An 18,837-nucleotide genomic window follows, 5' to 3' on the forward strand; every position below is an offset into this window, starting at 1 on the left:
CGATGACGGCGGCATGTCCGCCGAACCGCTCGCCCGCCTCGCCCTCCCGCCGCAGACGCTGCGCGATGCGTCCGCCCTCGTCGAGGCCGGCCTCCTGCGGCCCGAGCGGCGCGCCGAGATCGAGGCCGTCGCGGCGCGCTATGCCGTCGCGGTGACGCCGGCGGTCGCCGATCTGATCGACCCCGCCGATCCGGCCGATCCGATCGCCCGGCAGTTCGTCCCTGCCGCTGCGGAGCTCGTCACCCTGCCGGAGGAGCGGGCCGATCCGATCGGCGACGACGCGCACAGCCCGGTCGCCGGCGTCGTCCACCGCTATCCGGACCGGCTGCTCCTCAAGCTCGTGCACGCCTGTGCCGTCTATTGCCGGTTCTGCTTCCGGCGCGAGACGGTCGGCCCCGGCGGCCCGACCCTCCTCGAAGGTGCAGCGCTCGATGCCGCGCTCGCCTATGTCGCGGACCACAAGGAGGTCTGGGAGGTGATCCTGACCGGCGGCGATCCGCTCGTCGTCGCGCCGCGCCGGCTCGCCGGCGTGATGCGCCGGCTGGCGGCGATCGACCACGTGAAGATCGTCCGCTTCCACAGCCGTGTGCCCGTCGTCGCGCCGGAGCGCGTGACGCCGGAGCTCGTCGCGGCGCTCGCGAGCCCCGGCAAGACGAGCTATCTCGCGATCCACGCCAACCATCCGCGCGAGCTGACACCGGGGGCGCGCGCCGCGATCGCCCGCCTCGCGGAGGGCGGCATCGGTCTCGTCAGCCAGACCGTGCTCCTCAAGGGCGTCAATGACGACGTCGAGACCATGGCGGCGCTGATGCGGGCCTTCGTCGAGGCGCGGGTAAAGCCCTATTATCTCCATCATGCCGACCTCGCGCCCGGCACCGCGCATTTCCGCACCACGATCGCCGAAGGGCAGGCGCTGATGGCGGCGCTCCGCGGCCGGCTCTCGGGTCTCGCGCAGCCGACCTATGTGCTCGACATTCCCGGCGGCTACGGCAAGGTGCCGGTCGGCCCGGCCTATGCCGACCTCGCCGCCGCGACCGTCACCGACCCGGCCGGCCGCTTGCATGGCTATGGCGCGCCGACAGCCGGGGAGGAGTCCTGATGCGCCATCTGATCATCCGCAACGGCCGTCTCGTCGATCTCGCGAGCCGGTCGGCGCCGTTCCGCGACATCCTCGTCGGCGACGGCGCGATCCTCGAGGTCGGTCCGCCGGGACTCGCCGCGCCGGAGGGGGCCGAACTCTTCGACGCGGCCGGCCTGCTGATGCATGCCGGCCTCGTCAACGGCCATACGCACGGCGTCGGCACGCTCACCCGGGGCAGTCGCGACCGCTTCGATCTGGCGCTGCTGCTCGCCAACGCGCCGGCGCAGACGAGCCGGCAATCGGCCGAGATCAAATATCTGAACACCTATCTCGGCGCGCTCGAGATGCTGATGAAGGGTTGCACGACCGCCTTCGACCTGACCTTCGGCGTGCCCTTCGCCTCGACCGAGGACCTCATTGCGATGGGGCAGGCCTATCGCGATGCCGGCATGCGGGCGGTGATGGCGCCGATGATCGCCGATACGCCCTTCTACCACGCCATACCCGGCCTCTATGACAGCCTTCCCGACGACCTGAAGCCGCTCGTCGGCGCGGCGGCGGAGACGGACGCCGTGCTCGGCGCGATGCGCGCGGCGCTCGAAGCCTGGCCGCACGATCGGGATTTCGTCCGGCTCGGCGTCGCGCCGACCATCCCGCTGCACTGTTCCGAGGCGCTGTTCTCAGGCGCCGTCCGGCTCGCCCGCGCGTTCGGCACGGTCGTCCAGAGTCATGTCGGCGAGGCGAAGTTCCAGGCGGTGGCGGCGATCGAGCGCTACGGCATGTCGATGGTCGCTCATCTCGACCGGCTCGGGGTGCTGGGCCCGGACTTCTCGGTCGCGCACGGCGTCTGGCTCGATGCCGACGACATGCGGCGGCTCGCCGATGCCGGCGCCTCGGTGTCGCACAATCCGGGCTCCAATATGCGGCTCGGCTCCGGCATCGCCGACGTGCGCGGCCTGCTCGCCGCGGGCGTCAATCTCGCCATCGGCACGGATGGCTCGGCATCGTCGGACAATCAGAACATGTACGAGGCGATGCGCGCCGGCTTCCAGGTCGCGGCGGTGCGCCACCCCGACATGGAGCGCTGGCTGACCGGGCCGGAGATCCTGCGCGCGGCGACCGAGGGCGGCGCGCGGGAGACCGGCTTCACCGGGATCGGCGCGATCGAGCCGGGCAAGCGGGCCGACATCGTGTTCCTCGCGCTCGACCATCCGAACTGGATGCCGGTGAACGACCCGACCGTGCAGATCGTCCTCGTCGAGGACGGCACGGCGGTGCGCCACGTGATGGTCGACGGCCGTCTGGTGGTGCGGGACGGCCGCCATCTCGGCTCGGACATGGGCGCGCTCGCGCGGAGGGCCGAGGCGGCGAAAGCGGAGCTCGCCGCGTTGCAGGGCCCGGCGCTCGCGGCCGCGGCGAAGCTCGAACCCTTCGCCAGCCGCTTCTGCCTCGGCCTCGCCGCGCGGCCTTATCCCGTCGAGCGCTTCGCCACCTGCTCGTGCTGCACGGACGGGGGCTTCAGCGCCGAAGCCGTGTGAGCGCGGCGGCCTGTGGGCTCTGGCGGGCGGTGCGCCGAGGCCGGACCGTCACGATTATGGATGCCGGCACGGAGGCCGGCATGACGGGTGGATTGGGCCGCGCGCACTCGACCGGTTCGGATTTGGGGGACCGGTTCCTCCCGCGGACCCGTCACCCCGGCCTCCGTGCCGGGGTCCATAATCGCGCCGATCCGGGGAAGGGCGGCAGCGCAACCCGCTGTCTGTCGCCGTCGTGGCGCATCATCTTGCCGTGGGTGGAGCCGCCTTGCCTTGATATCGCGCCTTCAGGCCGCCCGTTCGCTCGTGCCGTATTTCACGCCCTTTTCCTTCAGCCAGCGGCGGTAGGCGACCGAGGAGGCGTCGGCGCGGGTCGGGATTTCGGCGCGCGGTTCGAGCGGCAGAAGGCGGGGGCGCTGGTTCTCGAGGATGATGCGGTCCTGCAGGAAGATCACCTGCTGGAACTGGACGAGGCTCTGCCTCGTCGAGACGTCGTCGATCAGGAACATCACCGGATGCGCCCGGCAGCGGTCCGGGTCGAGCGGCTGGACGAAGAGGCAGATCACGTCCCAGCGGTTCGCGGCATTCGGGCAGGTCTTGTAGAGCAGCGTCACGAAGGGCGAGGCGACGCGATACATGTATTGCGTCATGATCCCCTCGGTGGCCGAAAGCGCCGCCTGAGGCTGGAAGAACTCGCAATTCGTCGCCCACACCTCGTCGACGTCGCGGCGGATCTCGGTCGTATAGTGGCGAACCTCCGTGTGCGGCTCGGAGCCGAGAATATCGGTGTGGACGAAGGGGAAATGCGCCATATCGAGGAAGTTCTCGACGATCCGAAGGCCCGACGCCTTGACCGCGATCGCGCCGCAGACCACTTCGCGCCGGTCGTCCTCGTCAGCCTCCGGGATCGGCACCACGTCGCGCGCCGGCTCGCCGAGCGTCGTCCAGAGATAGCCGTAGCGCGCCCGCGTCGGCAGAGGACCCTCGCGATCGGCGGCCGTCACGCGGATCGTCCCGTCGGCGTCGCGCCGCGTTTCGAGGTCGACGCCGAGCAGGCGGTTGGCCTTCCGCCCCGCCGGAATGTCGGCGAGCGCGTCGATCACATACCACTGGTCGAGGGAAGCGCGTTCCGCGGTCATCTCGCCATTCTCCTCATCCGCTATAGACCCGCTGCATCACCGCGCGATGCTCGGCGATGAGCGCCGGCACGTCGAGCGCGGCAAATTCGCCCTTCGCGATGATCTCGCGGCCATTGATATAGGAATAGTCGACCTTGAACGGCCCGCACATGATGAGCGCGGCGAGCGGGTCGCGCTCGGTGCCGGAAAGGCCGAGCTGATCGAGCTTCACGGCGATGAAGTCGGCGCTCATGCCGGGCGCGAGCTGGCCGATATCGTCGCGGCCGAGCAGGCTGGCGCCGCCGCGGGTCGCCATCGTCAGTGCCTCGCGCGCGGAAAGCGCCTTCGGCGTGCCGCCGAAGCCGCCGCGTCCGCCGGGCGGCTCGGACAGATAGCGGTTCGGGGCGACGCGCTGGAGGAGCTGCGCCAGCCGCGCCTCGAGGAACATGTTGGAGGTGTCGTTCGAGGCCGAGCCGTCGACGCCGAGGCCGCAGCGCATGCCGGCATCGAGCATCTCGCGGATCTTGGCGATGCCCTGGCCGCAGCGCATGTTGGCGGAGGGGCAATGGACCATGCCGGTTCCGGTCTGCGCGAAGCGGCGGATCTCCTCCGAAGTGAGGAAGATCGCATGGGCGAACCATACGTCCGGGCCCACCCACCCGACGGATTCGGCGAACTCCGCCGGCCGCATGCCGTAGATCGCCCGGCAGTAGGTCTCCTCGTCGAGTTCTTCGGCGAGATGGGAGTGGAGATGGACGCCCGGATGGGCGCGGGCGAGCTGCGCCGCCTCCTTCATCAGGCCGGGCGTCACCGAGAAGGGCGAACAGGGGGCGAGCACGATCCGGCTCATCGCATGCCGGGAATTGTCGTGCCAGGCGCCGATCAGCCGCTCGGCATCCTTCAGGATGTCGTCTTCCTTCTCGACGCAGCGGTCGGGCGGCAGGCCCCCGGCGCTCTCGCCGCGCGACATCGCTCCGCGGGCGCCGTGGAAGCGCATGCCGAGATCGGCCGCCGCGCGCATCGAGGCGTCGAGCGTGCAGTCGTTCGGCAGGATGTAGAGATGGTCCGAACTCGTCGTGCAGCCGGACTGGATCAGTTCGGCCATGCCGACCTTCGAGGAGACGTGGATGGCGTCGTCGTCGAGCTCGGCCCAGATCGGATAGAGCGTCTTCAGCCAGACGAACAGTTCGTCATCCTGAACCATCACGCGGGTGAGGTTCTGGTACATGTGGTGATGGGTGTTGACCATGCCCGGCATCACGACATGGCCGGACAGATCGAGCACGCGGTCGGCCGGCGTGCCGGCGAGTTCGGCCGTCGTGCCGACCTGCTCGACGACATTGTCGCGCACCAGCATCGCGCCATCGGCGATCTCGCGGCCCGCATCGTCGAAGGTAGCGAGAATTTGCGCGTGCTTGACGAGGAGGGTCGTCATCGCCGCTACCGCACGTCGCGGAAATAGGGCTCGCCGAGCGCGGCGGGGGCGGCCATCCATTGCCGCATGCGATGCCAGGCGATGACGGGCACGATGATGAAGCCGATCGTGCCGAGATAGGGCAGCATCGAGAGAAACGCCGGCGCGATCGGCCAGTTGCGCGCCTGCCCGACGAAGCCGAGCGCGGTGATGACGCCGAAGAGGAGCGCGGCGAGCACGGCGTTGAGCGGCCGGTAGCCCGCGAAGATGACGAGCGCGACGGCGATCCAGCCGCGGCCGGCGACAACGCCCTCCGACCAGGACGGCACGAAGGCGAGGGTGAGATAGGCGCCGGCGCCGGCGGCGAGCGCGGCGCCGGCCGCGACATACCAGAAGCGGATGCGCTGCACGGCGATGCCGGCGGCGTCCGCCGCGGCCGGATTCTCGCCGACGGCGCGCAGGTTGAGGCCGTGCCGGGTACGAAACATCAGGAGATGCAACCCCACCGGCAGGATGATGAAAATCAGATAGACGAGCACGTTCTGCGCGAAGAAGGCGCGGCCGATGACGGGGATGTCGACGAGAAGGGGGATCTCGACGCGGCCGAAAACGGCGGGCGACGGCGTGCCCGAATAGGCCTTGCCGACGGTCGCGGCGAGGCCGGTGCCGATGAGGGTGAGGGCGAGGCCGCAGAGGATCTGGTTGGCGCGCCAGGTGACGGTGGCGAGCGCGAAGAGGCAGCCGAACAGGAAGCCGACGCCGAGTGCGGCGAGGAAGCCGAGCGTCGGGCTCGGATAGGCGACGACGGTGGCGATACCGGTGATCGCGCCGAGCGCCATCAGCCCCTCGACGCCCAGATTGACCACGCCGACCCGCTCGGCGAGCACCTCGCCGAGCGCGGCGAGCGCGAGCACGCCGCCGGCGAGGAAGGCGGTCGAAAGGATGCCGGTGATGAGATCCATGGCGTGCCTCAGGCCGGCTGCGCGCCGGTGCGGACGAGGCGGTAATGCGCCGCCTCGTCGCCGATCGCGGTGAAGAAGAGGACGAGCCCGGTGATGGCGAGCACGGTGCTCGTGGTGATGCCCTGCGTCTGCAGAATGATTCCGGCGTTGAGGATCACCGCCATCATCGCGGCGGCCGGGATGACGGCGAGCGCCGAGCCCCGGGCGAGCACCGCGACCATGATGCCGAGATAGCCGAAATTGTTGGAGATGCCGCCCTGCAGACGATGCACCGTGCCGGCGACCTCGAACATGCCCGCGACGCCGGCAATGGCGCCCGAGAGGAGCATGACGACGATGATGCGCCGGCGGACCGGCATGCCGGCATAGCGCGCCGCCTGCGGATTGGCGCCGGCGATGCGCACCTCATAGCCCCAGCGCGTATAGGCGAGCAGCGCCGCCACCCCGAGCGCCATGAGGACCGCGACCGGGAAGCCCCAATGCACGATGCCCCAGAACTCGGGCACCTCGTAGCGTATGCGGGCGGTCGAGGCGAGCATGTTGCTCTTCGCGTCCCGCCAGGGGCCGGTCGAGACGTAATAGACGAGGAGGGTGGCGACGAAGTTGAGGAGGAGGGTGGTGATCAGCTCGTTGACGTCGGCATAGGCGCGGGCGAGCGTCGGGATCAGGATCCACAGGGCCCCGCCGAGCGCCCCGGCGAGGAACAGCGCGACGAGCATGAGCGGCAGCGGCGCGCCGGCAATCGAGGTGCCGAGCCAGGTGGCGAAGAAGGCGCCGAGATAGAATTGGCCCTCCGCGCCGATGTTCCAGATGCCGATGCGCTGCGTGAGCGCGACGGCGAGCCCGGTGAAGATCAGCGGCGTGACGAGGAGGCCGAGATCCTCGAGCCCGAAGGACGAGCCGAAGGTGGAGGAGATCACCTGGACCCCGAGCGCGAGCGGCCGCGCGCCGGTGAAGGCGAGCGCGATGCCGGCGATGACGAGCGCGAGCACGATCGCCACCAGCCGCGCGAGAACGGCAATGCCGGGATGGGCGGAGGGAAGGCGCTGGAGGCGATAGCTCATGCCGGCCTGCCGAGCGGAAGGCCCTCACCCCCGCCCTCTCCCGCAAGCGGGAGAGGGGGCAGGTCGAGCCGGGAGGAGGGGCGCCGCGTAGAAACCGAAAGGCCAGCCCCCTCTCCCGCGGAGCGGGAGAGGGGGGACGTCGCGCTTGTCCGTCGCCTCGACGTCAATTCGGACGCGGGGCACTCCCTCTCCCGCTCGCGGGAGAGGGGCGGGGTGAGGGCTCTTCTCATGCCGCCGCCTCACGGGCCGCGGTGCGGCCGCCCATCAGGAGGCCGATCGTCTCGAAATCGGCGGCCGCGGCATCGAACACGCCCATGATCCGGCCCTCATAGAGCACGGCGATACGGTCGGAGAGGTTGAGCAATTCCTCGAGTTCCTCGGAGATCAGGACGACCGCGACGCCCGCGTCGCGCAGTTCGACGAAGTAGCGCAGCATCGTGTTGATCGCGCCGACGTCGAGGCCGCGGCTCGGATAGGCGGCGACGAGCACCTTCTGCGCGATGCGCATCTCGCGCCGGGCGACGAGGCGCTGCTGGTTGCCGCCGGAGAGATTGCGCACCGGCATGGCGAAGTCGGGCACCGCGACCTCGGCCGCCGCGGCGATCTCGCGGGCGAGCCCGCCCGCGGCGCCCGGCCGGTAGAGCGGGCCGGCGGCGAGGGGGGCGGCCTTGTATTCGCGGATCACCGCATTGTCGGTGACCGAGAGCGAGGGCGCGAGGCCGCTGCGCAGCCGGTCGTCGGGGATGTGGCCGATGCCGCGCGCCGCACATTCCGAGGCGTCCGGCTTATCGACCGTCTTGCCGTCGATCCGGATCGCGCCCGCCGTGATCGGCCGCAGACCGGTCAGAACCTGGCTCAGCTCGCGCTGGCCGTTGCCGGCGACCCCGGCAATGCCGAGGATCTCGCCCGGCCGCAGCGTCAGGCTGACCTCGGCGAGTGCCGGCAGACCGCGGTCATCCTTCGCGGCGACGCGGTCGAGTTCGAGCACGGGCGGCACGGCGGACGGCGCAGCGGTGACGTCACGCTTGCGATAATCGCCGAGGACGATGTCGCGGCCCACCATCAGCCGGGCGAGCATCGCCGGATCGCAGGCGGCCGCCTCGTGCGTCGCGACCTTGCGGCCAGCGCGCAGCACGGTGATGCGGTCGGAGATCTCGAGCACCTCGTCGAGCTTGTGCGAGATGAAGATGACCGCATTGCCCGCTTCCCTGAAACGGCGAAGGGCCTTGAAGAGTTCGCGCGCTTCGGCGGGCGTGAGCACGGCGGTCGGCTCGTCGAGGATCAGGAGCCGCGCCTCGCGGGCGAGCACGCGGAGAATCTCGACGCGCTGCTGTTCGCCGGCCGAGAGTTCGAAGATGCGCTTCGCCGGATCGACATCGAGATTGAAACGCTCGGCGAGCGCCTTGGTGCGCGCCTCGAGCGCCCGCGCCGAGGCGAAACGCGGCGTCTGCGACCAGCCGAGATGGATGTTCTCCGCGACGGTGAAGGCCTGAACGAGCTTGAAGTGCTGGTGCACCATGCCGATGCCGGCGGCGATCGCCGCGACCGGGGAGGCGAAATGCGCGTCATAGCCATCGATGACGATCTCGCCGGCATCCGGCTGGTAGATGCCGGTCAGGATGTTCATCAGCGTCGACTTGCCGGCGCCGTTCTCGCCGAGCAGCGCGTGGATTTCGCCGCGCTTGACCTCGAGGTCGACCCCCTCATTGGCGACGACGCCGGGAAAATACTTCGCGATGCCCCGCATCAGGACGATCGGCGGCGTTCCCGCGCCGCCGATCGCCGTTTCGCCCGTCTGCGTCATGACTTCGTCTTACGAGCCAACGCCGGTGACACCCTCGATCGACCAGTCCCAATTGTAGAGCCAGGCGTCGTCGACCGCCTCGCCGTCCTTCACCCGCACGGCGCCGGTCGAATCCTTGATCGGTCCGGTGAAGGGGTTGAACTTGCCGTCGAGAATGTCCTTGCGGACCGCATCGGCCTTCGCCGCGACATCGGCCGGAACCTTGGCGCCCCAGGCGTCGCGGTCGACGCCCGCGCCCATCTTGAGGATGGTGCCCGCCGGCGCCCACTTGCCTTCGAGCCGCGCCTTCACCTGCTCGACATAGTATTGCTTGAAGTCGACGATGATCGACGAGACATAGGCATTCGGCCCGTAGCGGCGGATGTCGGTGTTCCACATCGCCGCCCAGACGCCGCGCTGCTCGGCGACCTGCAGATAGCCGGCCTCGTCCATGATGCCGAACAGGAAGTCGCAGCCATTGTCGATCAGCGCCGTGCCGGCCTGGGTCGCCGCCTGCGGATCGAACCAGGAATTGATGGTGATCGCCTGCAGCGTCGCGTTGGGGTTCACCGTGCGCGCGCCCATCAGGAAGGCATTGGTCGAGGAATAGACCGAGGGGACGGGGAAGGACGCGACATAGCCGAGCTTGCCGGTCTTCGACAGCGCGCCCGCGGCGACGCCGACGACGAAGGTCGGCCACCAGTGCGCGACGTAATACCAGCCGAGATTGTCGCCGAGCGTGCGGCCGTCGCATTCGAGGAAGGCGGTGTCCGGCGCACGGTTGGCGACGTCGTAGAAGAAATCGCCGTAATTGGACGTCGAGAACAGGATGTTGGCGCCCTCCGAGACGAACTGGCGGAAGGTGCGCGTCGCGTCGGCCGAATAGGGGATCGACTCGACCTCGAGATATTTCGCCTTCGGATAGGCGGCCTTGACCGCTTCGAGCCCCTGATGGTGGCTCCAGGTCCAGCCCTCATCGGTGATCGGGCCGACATGGCCGAAGGCGATCACGGCCTCTTCCTCGGAAATGCCGGGGAGGGCGGCGCGCGCCGGCCGCACGAGCCCCGGCAGCAGCATGGACGCGCCGGCCGCCGCGCCGACATTGAGCCCGAGTTGCATGAAGCGGCGGCGAGACAGCTCGCTCGGATCGATCATCCTGAACCCTCTCTGTTCTGGTTCTCCGGCGGACGCCGGGCGATGACCGCCGCGATCGACCCTGCTCGACCCGCGGCATCGGCCGATACGAAGCAACCTTCGGGCCATGAGGCGTCGCCGCCTCCGCCCGAGCCGCTGCCCCGGCTCCATCACCCCTTGCCCGGGCGCGCCCTCCGCCGCTTTCGAGCTGTCGGACGGCTGCGCCGCTCATCACGCTGGCAATTCGCCGGTGTTCCGCATAGGCGCAATTTCTGGATCGGGATGTTGTTCTGGACACAACGGTGTGCCGCTTCGTCGCGCTGCGTGCCGAGGCGGATTGCAGGCTGCTTGCCTAGCGGCTAGACATGCTCAACAGTTGAGCGAATGACGCGCGGAACGGCGCGCTCGGGGTGGAAGAGAGGGCATGCCGCGGGCTTCCTATGTCTTTCTCGGCCGCTTCGAGCCGGCGAGCTTCGCCGAATTCGTGCGTCACCGCGCCGCCCGGCTGGCGATCGCCGCCGAGATCGGAGCGCTCGGCGCCGAGCGGATCGAAGTCGCGGTCGCCGGCGCGGAGGAACTGATCGAGATGTTCGAGATGGCCTGCAGCCTCGGGCCGATCGATTGCGTGGTGCTCGACGTGCTGCGCCGACCGAACTGAGAGGAGAAGGGGGAAGGGGATGTCCATGTCCGCGGGGTGGTATCCGCTCGCGCTCGCCGACGGCATCGAGCCCGGCACATCGGCCGGGACGCAACTGTTCGGCAAGGAACTCGTGGTGTGGCGCGACGCTGGCGGCGCCGCCCATGTCTGGGAGGACCGCTGCCCGCATCGCGGCATGCGGCTCTCCTTCGGCTTCGTCCGCGGCGACCGCATCGCCTGCCTCTATCACGGCTGGCAATTCGACGGCGCCGGCCAATGTCGCGCCATTCCGGCCCATCCCCATCTCGACGTGCCGGAGACGATCAAGGTCGCAACCTACCGGGTCGCCGAGCGGGCCGGGGTGATCTGGGCGGCCGACGCCCATACCGAAGCGCCCGAGCCCGCCGCGCGCGACGCCCTGACGCCGATCCGCAGCCTCTATGTCGACCGGCCCGTCGCGGCCGTGCGCGCCGCGCTCGCCGGAGCCGGCTTTCCCGGCGCCGACGGCGCGCCGCTCCCCTTTGCGGGCGATGCCGGCGGCCTGCTCGCCTTCGGCGCGCCCGAGCCGGTCCTGTTCGCCGCGCTGCAGCCTTTCGCCGCCGGACGGACGGCGCTGCACATCCTCGCCGTCGGGGCTCCCGCTGCGGAAGACCGGGTCGCGCTCGCCGGCGCTGCCGAGGTGCTGCGCCGGGCGCTCGAAGGCGCGTCGGCGCTTGCGGAGGCCGCCGCATGAGTCTCGTCCTCTATGACTACGCGCTCGACGAGAACTGCTACAAGGTCCGGCTTCTGCTCTCGATCCTCGGCGTGCCGCACGAGACGGTGGCGATCGACATGTTTCCGGGCAGCGAGCACCGCGGCCCCGCGTTCCTCGCCCTCAATCCGCGCGGCACGCTGCCGGCGCTCTTCGCCGACGGCCTGCTGCTGACCGGGGCCGAGGCGATCCTCGCATATCTCGCCGAGCGTTTCGACGAGAGCGGCACGTGGCTCCCCGCCGACCCGGCCGCCTTCGGCGCGGTGCTGAGCTGGCTGCATTTCGCGGTCGACGAGCTCTCCGCCGCGGCGCGCGCCCGGGCGCATGCGATGACCGATGCCCCGGCCGACGAGGCCGCGGTCGTCGCCGCGGCGCGCGCCGCGCTCCGGCTGATGGACGACCACATGACGAAGCGGGAGTTCTCCGGCGGACGCTTCTTCGTCGGCGAGACACCGACGATCGCCGACCTCGCGCTCTTCCCGGCCTTCGCCCTGTCGCGCGACTACGGCATCGATCACGACGAGTTCCCGGCGCTCCGGCGCTGGATCCGCCGCGTGCGCGCCGTCTCGGGCTTCCTGACAATGCCGGGCATTCCCGACTATCATTGAGGCCGACCCGACGAGGAGGACCTTCCGAAATGGCCGCGCTCACCCGATTCTCCGTCGCCCCGCTCGCCGGGATGACCCGCCGGCTCGCCGACGTCGCCTCCGGCCGCGCCGACCCCGATCTCGTGATCACCGGTGCACGGGCGCTGTCGACCTATACCGAGCGGTTCCTTCCCGAGCGCGAGATCTGGATCGCCGGCGGCCGCATCGCCGCCCTGAAGCCGGCGGGCGCCCACAAGGGCGGCGCGAGGCGCTACGACGCGCAGGGCGCCATCCTCGCCCCCGGCCTCGTCGATCCGCACATCCACATCGAATCCTCGATGGTGACGGCCTGCGCCTATGCCGAGGCGGCGCTCTTGAACGGCACCACGACGATCTTCTGCGACAGCCACGAGATCGGCAATGTGATGGACGTGGCGGGCGTCGAGGCGATGCTCGAGGATGCGCGCCAGGCGCCGCTGTCGATCTTCCTCACCGTGCCGTCGACCGTGCCCGCCACCTCGGCGGAGCTCGAGACGGCGGGCGGCGACCTGACCGCCGACAAGATCGCGGCGATCTTCGACAAATGGCCGGAGGCCGTTGCGCTCGGCGAGAAGATGGACTTCGTCCCCGTCGCGCTCGGCGACGAGCGGAGCCACGCGATCATCGCCGCGGCGCTGTCCCGCGGCCGGCCGGTCTGCGGCCACGTCTATGGCCGGGAGTTCGTGGCCGCTTACGCCGCCTCGGGCGTCACCGACACGCACGAGGCGATCGACCGCGACATCGCCGACGACCTGCTCGAGGCCGGCGTCTGGATCTTCCTGCGCGGCGGCCCGCCGACGACGCCGTGGCACTCGCTGCCGCAGGCGATACGCGCGGTCACCGAACTCGGCGCCAGCCACAAGCGCGTCGCGGTCTGCACCGATGATCGCGACGCCGACGACCTGCTGATGTTCGGCCTCGACTGGGTGACGCGCGAGGCCGTGAAGGCCGGCATGAGCCCGGAACAGGCCTGGTCGATGGGCTCGCTGCACGGCGCCACCCGCTACGGCATGGAAGGCGAGATCGGCGGTCTCGGCGGCGGCCGGCGCGCCGACCTCGTGCTGATGAACGACGATCTCGATCCGACCCACACCTGGTATGGCGGCGAACTGGTCGTCGAGAACGGCCGCATCACGCCGCTGCTCGATGAGGCGCTCTCGACCCGCTACACCTATCCGAAGGCGGCCTATGCGACGGTGAAGCTGCCGAAGGCGCTGAAGCTCGCGCCCGAATTGCCGACCGAGCGTGTCACGGTCTCGGCGATCCGCACCGAGCTGCCCGGCATCACGCTCGCCCACGAGAAGATCGTGCTCGATCCGGCGAACGACTGGCAGACCCATTTCGACCGGCACGGTCTCTGCTTCGTCACCGTGGTCGAGCGGCACGGCAAGTCGCCCGGCAATGTCGCGCACGGGCTGCTCTCCAATTTCGGCCTGAAGCGCGGCGCCGTCGCCTCCTCGGTCGGGCACGACAGCCACAACATCATCGTCGCCGGCACGAGCGAGGCGGACATGCAGGTGGCGCTCGACGCCATCGAGGCGCATCAGGGCGGCGTCTGCGTCGTCGCCGACGGCGTCGTCAAGGCGCTCGTCGCCCTGCCGATCGCCGGCCTCCTCTCCGACAAGCGCGTCACCGCGGTCGCCGAGGAGGTTCAGGCGCTGAAGCGCGAATGGGAGGCCGCCGGCTGCACGATCGCCTATATGGGCTTCAACCTGATCCCGCTCTCGGTGATCCCGGAAATCCGGATCACCGACAAGGGCCTGGTGCTCGTTCCGGAGATGGCGCTTCAGCCGCTCTTCTCGCCGGCATGACCGCCGTCCCGGTCCCACACGCCGGCATGAAGGGCGACCGCCTCCTCGGCGAGGAGCGGCCCGACGACCTCGACGATGCGCTGGCCGGCCGCGAAGACGGCACGGCACGGCAGGTCGAGGGTCGGGTTCTCCGGATGATCGCCGGTGATCGCCTTCAACTGCTCCTCCGAGCAGCCATAGACGACGCGCCCGACGCCGGCCCAGTAGGCGGCGCCGGCGCACATCGCGCAGGGCTCGGCCGAGCTGTAGAGCGTGCAGTCGGCGAGAAAGTCGGGCCGATAGGCCATCGAGGCGCGGGTCATCAGCACACGCTCGGCATGCCCCGTCATGTCCTGATGGGGGCTGTAGGCGTTCTCCTGCTCCATCAGCACGGTGCCGTCCGGCCCGACCAGGATGGCGCCGAAGGGATGGTTGCCTTTCGCCGCCGCGGCGCGGGCGACCGCGAAGCTCCGCCGCAGGTGCATCTCGTCGTCCGCTCGCGCCGCCATGTCCGCCCGTTCCCTCGTCCCCTGTCCGGACCAGTATCCTCGGATGCGGACGCTTCCCGCAAGGCCAGCTGAGACCCGCGCCCCGCCATGGATCCGCACCGCCTCGGCCTCGTCTCGACCCGGCTGCACTATTTCCAGCTCGTCGCCCGCGTCGGCTCGATCCGCCAGGCGGCGCGGCTGCTCAATGTCGCGCCGTCCTCGATCAGCCGGGTTCTCGTCCAGCTCGAGGAGGAGATCGGCACGCCGCTCTTCGAGCGCATCCGGCAGCGGCTGAAGCTGACGAGCGCGGGCGAACTGCTGCTCTACCACGCCCGGACGAGCGTCTCGGAACTCAACCGCGCCGTGACCGAGATCAACGACCTGTCCGGGCTGCGGCGCGGCACGGTGGCGCTCGGCACGGTCGAGAGCGTCGCGCGCGGCCTGCTGCCGGGCGTGCTCGCCGCGCTCTGGGAGCGTCATCCGGCGATCACGGTCGATGTCAAGGTGATGGGGTCGCAGCAGGCCTTCGGGGCGGTCGCGGACGGCGAATGCGACATCGCCGTCGCCTTCGACGTGCGGACGCCGAAGAACGCGCAGCGCCTCGCCGGCGCGCCGCTCGAGCTCGGCGCGCTGCTGCCGCCCGGCCACCGCCTCGCGGCGCGGCCGGCGCTGCGCCTCTTCGACCTGTCCGGCGAGAAGGTCGTCTTCTCCGATCAGAGCCTGACGCTCGGCCCGTCGATCGAGGAGGCGCTCAACGGGGCGGCGGTCGATCTCGTCCGCCGGGCCCGCACCAATTCGATCGGCCTGATGGCCGATCTCGCCGCGCGCGGCCTCGCCGTCGCTCTGCAGACGCGGGTCGGCGTCGAAGAGGAAATCGCCGCCGGCCGTCTCGTCTTCGTGCCGCTGCGCGATCCGCGGCTGAAGCCGCGCAAGCTCGTCCTCATCGCCCGCTCGAAGACCGAGATCTCGGAAGCGGCCGACGGGCTCGCGGCGATGCTGGCGCGGACTGTGGACGGATTGGCGGAGCGGTAGACCTCACACCCGCGTCAGGCGCGCCGCCAGTGTGAAGCCGAGCCGGCTCACGACAAGCGTCAGGCAGAACGCGATCGGCCACGCGATCAGGAATTGCTTCGGCCAGACCGACAGCCAGTGCAGCGTCGGGCCGAGTGCGATCATGCTCATGATGCCCGACATGGCGAACGCCATCATGAACGTGATGAAGATCTGGGCGAGGATGAGGGTCTTCCTGGTGGTCATGTCCGTCTCCTGACAGGCGGGCGGACGTGAGGATCAACCCATCACGCACCGCCCGAAAAAAATCGGGTCGATGCCGTGGGTTCGCACAGAACGTGCGACTAAATCCCGCTGATCGCGGGGGCCGGACTAACCGCACCGGCCTGAATCTTTTCGACGACCGAAAATTAGGTGTGGCGAGGTGTTCCGTCAAGGCATCCGCTTACGGCGGTGCCGGAAAGATGTTGCGCTCGACGCATCATCGGTATCGATAATGAGCCTCTATCCAGAACATCTTCCCCCTGCGACGCTCGCCTGCGGACGGAACGAGCGGAAGGTGCGGCGTGAAGGCGAGTGCTGTCGAGAGGGTCATTGCAGGGTTGAAGCGGGCCGGTGTTTCGGTCGTCTGCTACCTGCCGGATTCCCTGTTCAAGGAGCTCTATCCGGCGCTCGACGCCGATCCCGACATCCGTACCATCCGCGTCACCAATGAGGGGGAGGGTGCCGCGATCTGCGGCGGGGTGTTCCTCTCCGGCAAGCGGGCCGCACTCGTCATGGAGAACTCCGGCCTGCGCGCCTCGGTCGAGCCTCTCGCCCGCATGGGGCTCGGGGCCGGCATCCCGGTCGTCATGCTGATGAGCTATCGCGGCGAACTCGGCGAGAACAATTGGTGGGCGATCCCGCACGGCATCACCATGGAGCCGGTGCTCGATGCACTGCGCGTGCCCTACCGCGTCGTGCGCCAGGAGGAGGAGATCGAGCGGGCGATCGTCGACGCCTATGCCTGGTCCTATTCCTCCTATTACCATTCGGCTGTCGCCCTCGGCGGGAGCATCGTGCGATGAAGCGCTACGACTGCATGAAGGCGCTCGCTGCCCGGCTGTCGGACGAACTCGTCATCCTGTCGCTCGGCGGCAGCGTCGACGAGTGGTACAACGCCGCGCCGCACATGCGCGCCGCGAGCCTGTTTCAGCAGCAGCTCGGCTGCGTCACGCCGGAGGCCTTCGGCCTCGCGGTCGGCCTGCCGCATCGCCGCATCGTCTCGCTCGATACCGATGGCGGCCTGCTCTTCAATCTCGGCATCCTGGCGACGCTCGGCAACGAGCAGCCGAAGAACCTCTTCGTCGTCGTCTGGGACAATGAGAGCTACCAGTCGATCGGCGGCCCGCCGACCCACACGGCGAGCGGCCGGGTCGATCTCGCGGCGATCGCCCGCGGCGCCGGCGTCGAGAAGGCCTTCACCGCGACGACGCTCGACGACTTCGATGCGCATTGCGCCGCAGGGCTCGCCGCGGAGGAGCCCTATATCGTCGTCGCCAAGGTGTCGGGCGGCGTCCAGCCGGGCATCAAGCGCAAGCATTCCGACGGCCGCGAGGACAAATACATCTTCGTCCGGCACGTCGAGGAGACCGAAGGCATCGTCATCATGGGGCCGAGCGAGCACAACTGAGATGGCGCGTCCGGCGGAGATCGGCGGGGAAGGCGGACGGCCGCTCGAAGCGGCCTACGACTACATTGTGGTCGGTGCCGGATCGGGCGGATCGGTCGTCGCCCGGCGCCTCGCGGAGCGGTCCGACGCCACCGTGCTCCTGATCGAGGCCGGTCCGAGCGATCTCGGCATCGCCGCGATCGAGAATGCGGCCGCCTGGGTCTCGCTCTTCAAGGGGCCTTACGACTGGGGCTACGACTATGCCCCGGCGCCGCATTGCGACGGACGCGTCATTCCGCTGCCGCGCGGCAAGGTGCTCGGCGGCTCGTCCTCGATCAACGCCATGCTCTGGTATCGCGGCCATCCGGCCGATTACGACGCCTGGGCGGCGGCCGGCGCCACGGGCTGGGATTTCGCCAGCCTGCTGCCCTATTTCAGGCGGGCCGAGGATTGGGAGGGCGGCGCGAACGCATGGCGCGGCGCCGGGGGGCCGCTCAGGATCGAGCGGCCGCGCGATCCGCATCCGATCGCGACCGCGCTGCTCGACGCGGCGGCGACGCTCGGCCTGCCGGTGATCGACGATCCGAACGGCGAGACCAACGAGGGCGCCGCGCTCTCCAATCTGAACGCGACCGCCGGTCGGCGCTGGAGCGCGGCCGACGGCTATCTGCGGCCGGTGCTCGGCCGGCGCAATCTCACGGTGCTCTGCGAATCGGAGGTCGCCCGGCTCGACTTCGAAGGCGATCGCTGCGTCGCCCTCCGGCATCGCGTCGGCGGCGTGGAACACCGCACGATCGCGCGTGTCGAGGTGATTCTCGCCGCCGGCGCGATCGACACGCCGCGCCTCCTGCTCCTCTCCGGCATCGGCGATCCGGTCGATCTCGCCCGGCTCGGTGCGCCCGTCGTCGCGGCTCTGCCGGGCGTCGGCCGCAATCTGCAGGATCATCCGCTCCTGATGGGCATGAACTTCGTCGCCAGGGCGCCGCTCGGCCCGGTGCGCGACAATGGCGGCGGCGCGATGATCAACTGGAAGAGCCGGCCCGATCTCGCCCAGCCCGACCTGCACGCCTTCATCGTTCAGGGCCGCCACGCCGGGCCTGAAGTGATCGCGGACTATGACGTGCCGGAGAACTGCTTCGCCATCTCGCCCGGCCTGATGCGTTCGGCGAGCGTCGGCCGGATGACCGTGCACGGCCCGGCGCGGGCGGATGTCGAACTGCAGCCGAACTATCTCGCCGAGCCCGCCGATCTCGCGGCTCTCGTCGAATCGATCGACTTCGTCATGGACCTCGTCGACACCCCGGCCTATCGCGATCTCGCGCTTCGGCCGGCGTCGCCCGACCGGCGATTGACGCGGGCGGAGAAGATCGCCTTCGTGCGGCGGAGCTGCGGCACGTTCTTCCACGCCTCCGGCACCTGCGCGATGGGAATCGACGACGCCGCAGTGGTGGATCCGACGCTCCGCGTCTATGGTGTCGAGGGTCTCCGGATCGCCGACGCCTCGGTGATGCCGGTCATCCCCTCCTGCAATACGCATGCCCCCGTGGTCGCGATTGCCGAACGGGCCGCCGACCTGATCCTGGGGCCGGCCTGATGACGACGGCGGAGGTGAATGTTTCCCTCTCCCTTTGCGGGGAGAGGGCAGGAGAGGGGGGCGGTTCCGAGGTGAGCCTCGGCTCGTCCTCGCGGCACCTGCACCCCCCCATGCCGAACGCCCCCCTCTCCGAACCTCCCCGGCCGGCGGACGCCGCCCGCCTCGTTCCGACCGTATCTGTCGCGCTCCGTGAGGCCT

The 18,837-nt window shown here is 69.8% G+C and carries 18 protein-coding genes; 10 read left to right on the top strand and 8 right to left on the bottom strand.

All coding sequences use genetic code 11. The annotated features are described in order from the left end of the window. Nucleotides 1-13 precede the first annotated feature (13 nt). Together GGQ63_RS19165 and GGQ63_RS19170 are read left to right on the top strand one after the other, a co-directional pair. On the top strand, nt 14-1,099 hold the full coding sequence (locus GGQ63_RS19165; protein WP_183858222.1) for a lysine-2,3-aminomutase-like protein: 1,086 nt from the start codon (nt 14-16) through the stop codon (nt 1,097-1,099). Continuing rightward, entirely contained in the window at nt 1,099-2,619 is a 1,521-nt protein-coding gene (locus tag GGQ63_RS19170) for an amidohydrolase family protein (RefSeq protein WP_183858223.1), read from the top strand. The genes GGQ63_RS19165 and GGQ63_RS19170 overlap by 1 nt, the downstream gene beginning before the upstream one ends. A gap of 284 nt (nt 2,620-2,903) precedes the next feature. Here the strand turns inward: GGQ63_RS19170 and GGQ63_RS19175 are convergent, their stop codons facing one another. From GGQ63_RS19175 to GGQ63_RS19200, 6 genes are all read right to left on the bottom strand, one after another. Further along, complete coding sequence (locus GGQ63_RS19175) at nt 2,904-3,755, bottom strand: aromatic ring-hydroxylating oxygenase subunit alpha (protein ID WP_183858224.1); 852 nt, start codon at nt 3,753-3,755, stop codon at nt 2,904-2,906. A 13-nt stretch (nt 3,756-3,768) separates the two neighbouring features. Further along, the gene (locus GGQ63_RS19180; protein ID WP_183858225.1) at nt 3,769-5,169 is read right to left on the bottom strand and encodes an 8-oxoguanine deaminase; all 1,401 of its coding nucleotides are present in this window, start codon (nt 5,167-5,169) and stop codon (nt 3,769-3,771) included. Nucleotides 5,170-5,174: 5 nt separating this feature from the next. After that, nucleotides 5,175-6,110: an ABC transporter permease gene (locus tag GGQ63_RS19185; protein ID WP_183858226.1), complete on the bottom strand. Its 936-nt coding sequence runs from the start codon at nt 6,108-6,110 to the stop codon at nt 5,175-5,177. Nucleotides 6,111-6,118: 8 nt separating this feature from the next. Further along, nucleotides 6,119-7,174, bottom strand: coding sequence for an ABC transporter permease (locus tag GGQ63_RS19190; protein ID WP_183858227.1), 1,056 nt, complete (start codon nt 7,172-7,174; stop codon nt 6,119-6,121). 226 nt (nt 7,175-7,400) lie between these two features. After that, entirely contained in the window at nt 7,401-8,978 is a 1,578-nt protein-coding gene (locus GGQ63_RS19195; RefSeq protein WP_183858228.1) for an ABC transporter ATP-binding protein, read from the bottom strand. Between the two features lie 9 nt (nt 8,979-8,987). Continuing rightward, nucleotides 8,988-10,112 (bottom strand): BMP family ABC transporter substrate-binding protein, encoded by a 1,125-nt coding sequence (locus GGQ63_RS19200; protein WP_183858229.1) that lies wholly within the window; start codon nt 10,110-10,112, stop codon nt 8,988-8,990. Nucleotides 10,113-10,515: 403 nt separating this feature from the next. On the opposite strand from GGQ63_RS19200, the gene GGQ63_RS19205 reads away from it, so the two are divergent. The 4 genes from GGQ63_RS19205 to GGQ63_RS19220 are packed head-to-tail and all read left to right on the top strand — an operon-like array spanning nt 10,516 to nt 13,916. Beyond that, complete coding sequence (locus GGQ63_RS19205) at nt 10,516-10,749, top strand: hypothetical protein (RefSeq protein WP_183858230.1); 234 nt, start codon at nt 10,516-10,518, stop codon at nt 10,747-10,749. 25 nt (nt 10,750-10,774) lie between these two features. Further along, nucleotides 10,775-11,461 carry a Rieske 2Fe-2S domain-containing protein gene (locus GGQ63_RS19210; RefSeq protein ID WP_343061219.1) on the top strand — a complete coding sequence of 229 codons (687 nt, stop codon included), beginning with the start codon at nt 10,775-10,777 and terminating at the stop codon, nt 11,459-11,461. Beyond that, nucleotides 11,458-12,087 carry a glutathione S-transferase family protein gene (locus tag GGQ63_RS19215; protein ID WP_183858232.1) on the top strand — a complete coding sequence of 210 codons (630 nt, stop codon included), beginning with the start codon at nt 11,458-11,460 and terminating at the stop codon, nt 12,085-12,087. The genes GGQ63_RS19210 and GGQ63_RS19215 overlap by 4 nt, the downstream gene beginning before the upstream one ends. Before the next feature lie 29 nt (nt 12,088-12,116). Beyond that, entirely contained in the window at nt 12,117-13,916 is a 1,800-nt protein-coding gene (locus tag GGQ63_RS19220; protein ID WP_183858233.1) for an adenine deaminase, read from the top strand. On the opposite strand, the gene GGQ63_RS19225 is transcribed toward GGQ63_RS19220, so the two are convergent. Further along, the gene (locus tag GGQ63_RS19225) at nt 13,892-14,404 is read right to left on the bottom strand and encodes a nucleoside deaminase (protein WP_183858234.1); all 513 of its coding nucleotides are present in this window, start codon (nt 14,402-14,404) and stop codon (nt 13,892-13,894) included. The two genes, GGQ63_RS19220 and GGQ63_RS19225, sit on opposite strands and share 25 nt — an antisense overlap. Nucleotides 14,405-14,491: 87 nt before the next feature. On the opposite strand from GGQ63_RS19225, the gene GGQ63_RS19230 reads away from it, so the two are divergent. Then, nucleotides 14,492-15,415, top strand: coding sequence for a LysR family transcriptional regulator (locus GGQ63_RS19230; protein WP_183858235.1), 924 nt, complete (start codon nt 14,492-14,494; stop codon nt 15,413-15,415). Nucleotides 15,416-15,418: 3 nt separating this feature from the next. On the opposite strand, the gene GGQ63_RS19235 is transcribed toward GGQ63_RS19230, so the two are convergent. Then, nucleotides 15,419-15,640: a DUF2798 domain-containing protein gene (locus tag GGQ63_RS19235; protein ID WP_183858236.1), complete on the bottom strand. Its 222-nt coding sequence runs from the start codon at nt 15,638-15,640 to the stop codon at nt 15,419-15,421. Between the two features lie 320 nt (nt 15,641-15,960). Here GGQ63_RS19235 and GGQ63_RS19240 point away from each other — a divergent pair, with 320 nt between their 5' ends. Genes GGQ63_RS19240 through GGQ63_RS19250 form a run of 3 tightly spaced genes read left to right on the top strand, consistent with a single transcriptional unit; the run spans nt 15,961 to nt 18,639 of the window. Next, entirely contained in the window at nt 15,961-16,461 is a 501-nt protein-coding gene (locus tag GGQ63_RS19240) for a thiamine pyrophosphate-binding protein (protein WP_183858237.1), read from the top strand. Next, complete coding sequence (locus tag GGQ63_RS19245; RefSeq protein ID WP_183858238.1) at nt 16,458-17,066, top strand: thiamine pyrophosphate-dependent enzyme; 609 nt, start codon at nt 16,458-16,460, stop codon at nt 17,064-17,066. The genes GGQ63_RS19240 and GGQ63_RS19245 overlap by 4 nt, the downstream gene beginning before the upstream one ends. A 1-nt stretch (nt 17,067) precedes the next feature. Further along, complete coding sequence (locus GGQ63_RS19250; RefSeq protein WP_183858239.1) at nt 17,068-18,639, top strand: GMC family oxidoreductase; 1,572 nt, start codon at nt 17,068-17,070, stop codon at nt 18,637-18,639. Nucleotides 18,640-18,837 lie beyond the last annotated feature (198 nt).

Origin of the sequence: Prosthecomicrobium pneumaticum (assembly GCF_014199915.1) — a bacterium.
In the GTDB taxonomy this organism is placed as follows: Bacteria; Pseudomonadota; Alphaproteobacteria; order Rhizobiales; family Kaistiaceae; genus Prosthecomicrobium; species Prosthecomicrobium pneumaticum.

Coding starts and splice junctions, on each gene's coding strand:
- GGQ63_RS19175 (WP_183858224.1), bottom strand. CDS start 3,755: ATGACCGCGGAACGCGCTTCCCTCGACCAGTGGTATGTGATCGACGCG.
- GGQ63_RS19235 (WP_183858236.1), bottom strand. CDS start 15,640: ATGACCACCAGGAAGACCCTCATCCTCGCCCAGATCTTCATCACGTTC.
- GGQ63_RS19215 (WP_183858232.1), top strand. CDS start 11,458: ATGAGTCTCGTCCTCTATGACTACGCGCTCGACGAGAACTGCTACAAG.
- GGQ63_RS19245 (WP_183858238.1), top strand. CDS start 16,458: ATGAAGCGCTACGACTGCATGAAGGCGCTCGCTGCCCGGCTGTCGGAC.
- GGQ63_RS19165 (WP_183858222.1), top strand. CDS start 14: ATGTCCGCCGAACCGCTCGCCCGCCTCGCCCTCCCGCCGCAGACGCTG.
- GGQ63_RS19185 (WP_183858226.1), bottom strand. CDS start 6,110: ATGGATCTCATCACCGGCATCCTTTCGACCGCCTTCCTCGCCGGCGGC.
- GGQ63_RS19200 (WP_183858229.1), bottom strand. CDS start 10,112: ATGATCGATCCGAGCGAGCTGTCTCGCCGCCGCTTCATGCAACTCGGG.
- GGQ63_RS19190 (WP_183858227.1), bottom strand. CDS start 7,174: ATGAGCTATCGCCTCCAGCGCCTTCCCTCCGCCCATCCCGGCATTGCC.
- GGQ63_RS19250 (WP_183858239.1), top strand. CDS start 17,068: ATGGCGCGTCCGGCGGAGATCGGCGGGGAAGGCGGACGGCCGCTCGAA.
- GGQ63_RS19220 (WP_183858233.1), top strand. CDS start 12,117: ATGGCCGCGCTCACCCGATTCTCCGTCGCCCCGCTCGCCGGGATGACC.
- GGQ63_RS19205 (WP_183858230.1), top strand. CDS start 10,516: ATGCCGCGGGCTTCCTATGTCTTTCTCGGCCGCTTCGAGCCGGCGAGC.
- GGQ63_RS19210 (WP_343061219.1), top strand. CDS start 10,775: ATGTCCGCGGGGTGGTATCCGCTCGCGCTCGCCGACGGCATCGAGCCC.
- GGQ63_RS19230 (WP_183858235.1), top strand. CDS start 14,492: ATGGATCCGCACCGCCTCGGCCTCGTCTCGACCCGGCTGCACTATTTC.
- GGQ63_RS19195 (WP_183858228.1), bottom strand. CDS start 8,978: ATGACGCAGACGGGCGAAACGGCGATCGGCGGCGCGGGAACGCCGCCG.
- GGQ63_RS19225 (WP_183858234.1), bottom strand. CDS start 14,404: ATGGCGGCGCGAGCGGACGACGAGATGCACCTGCGGCGGAGCTTCGCG.
- GGQ63_RS19170 (WP_183858223.1), top strand. CDS start 1,099: ATGCGCCATCTGATCATCCGCAACGGCCGTCTCGTCGATCTCGCGAGC.
- GGQ63_RS19180 (WP_183858225.1), bottom strand. CDS start 5,169: ATGACGACCCTCCTCGTCAAGCACGCGCAAATTCTCGCTACCTTCGAC.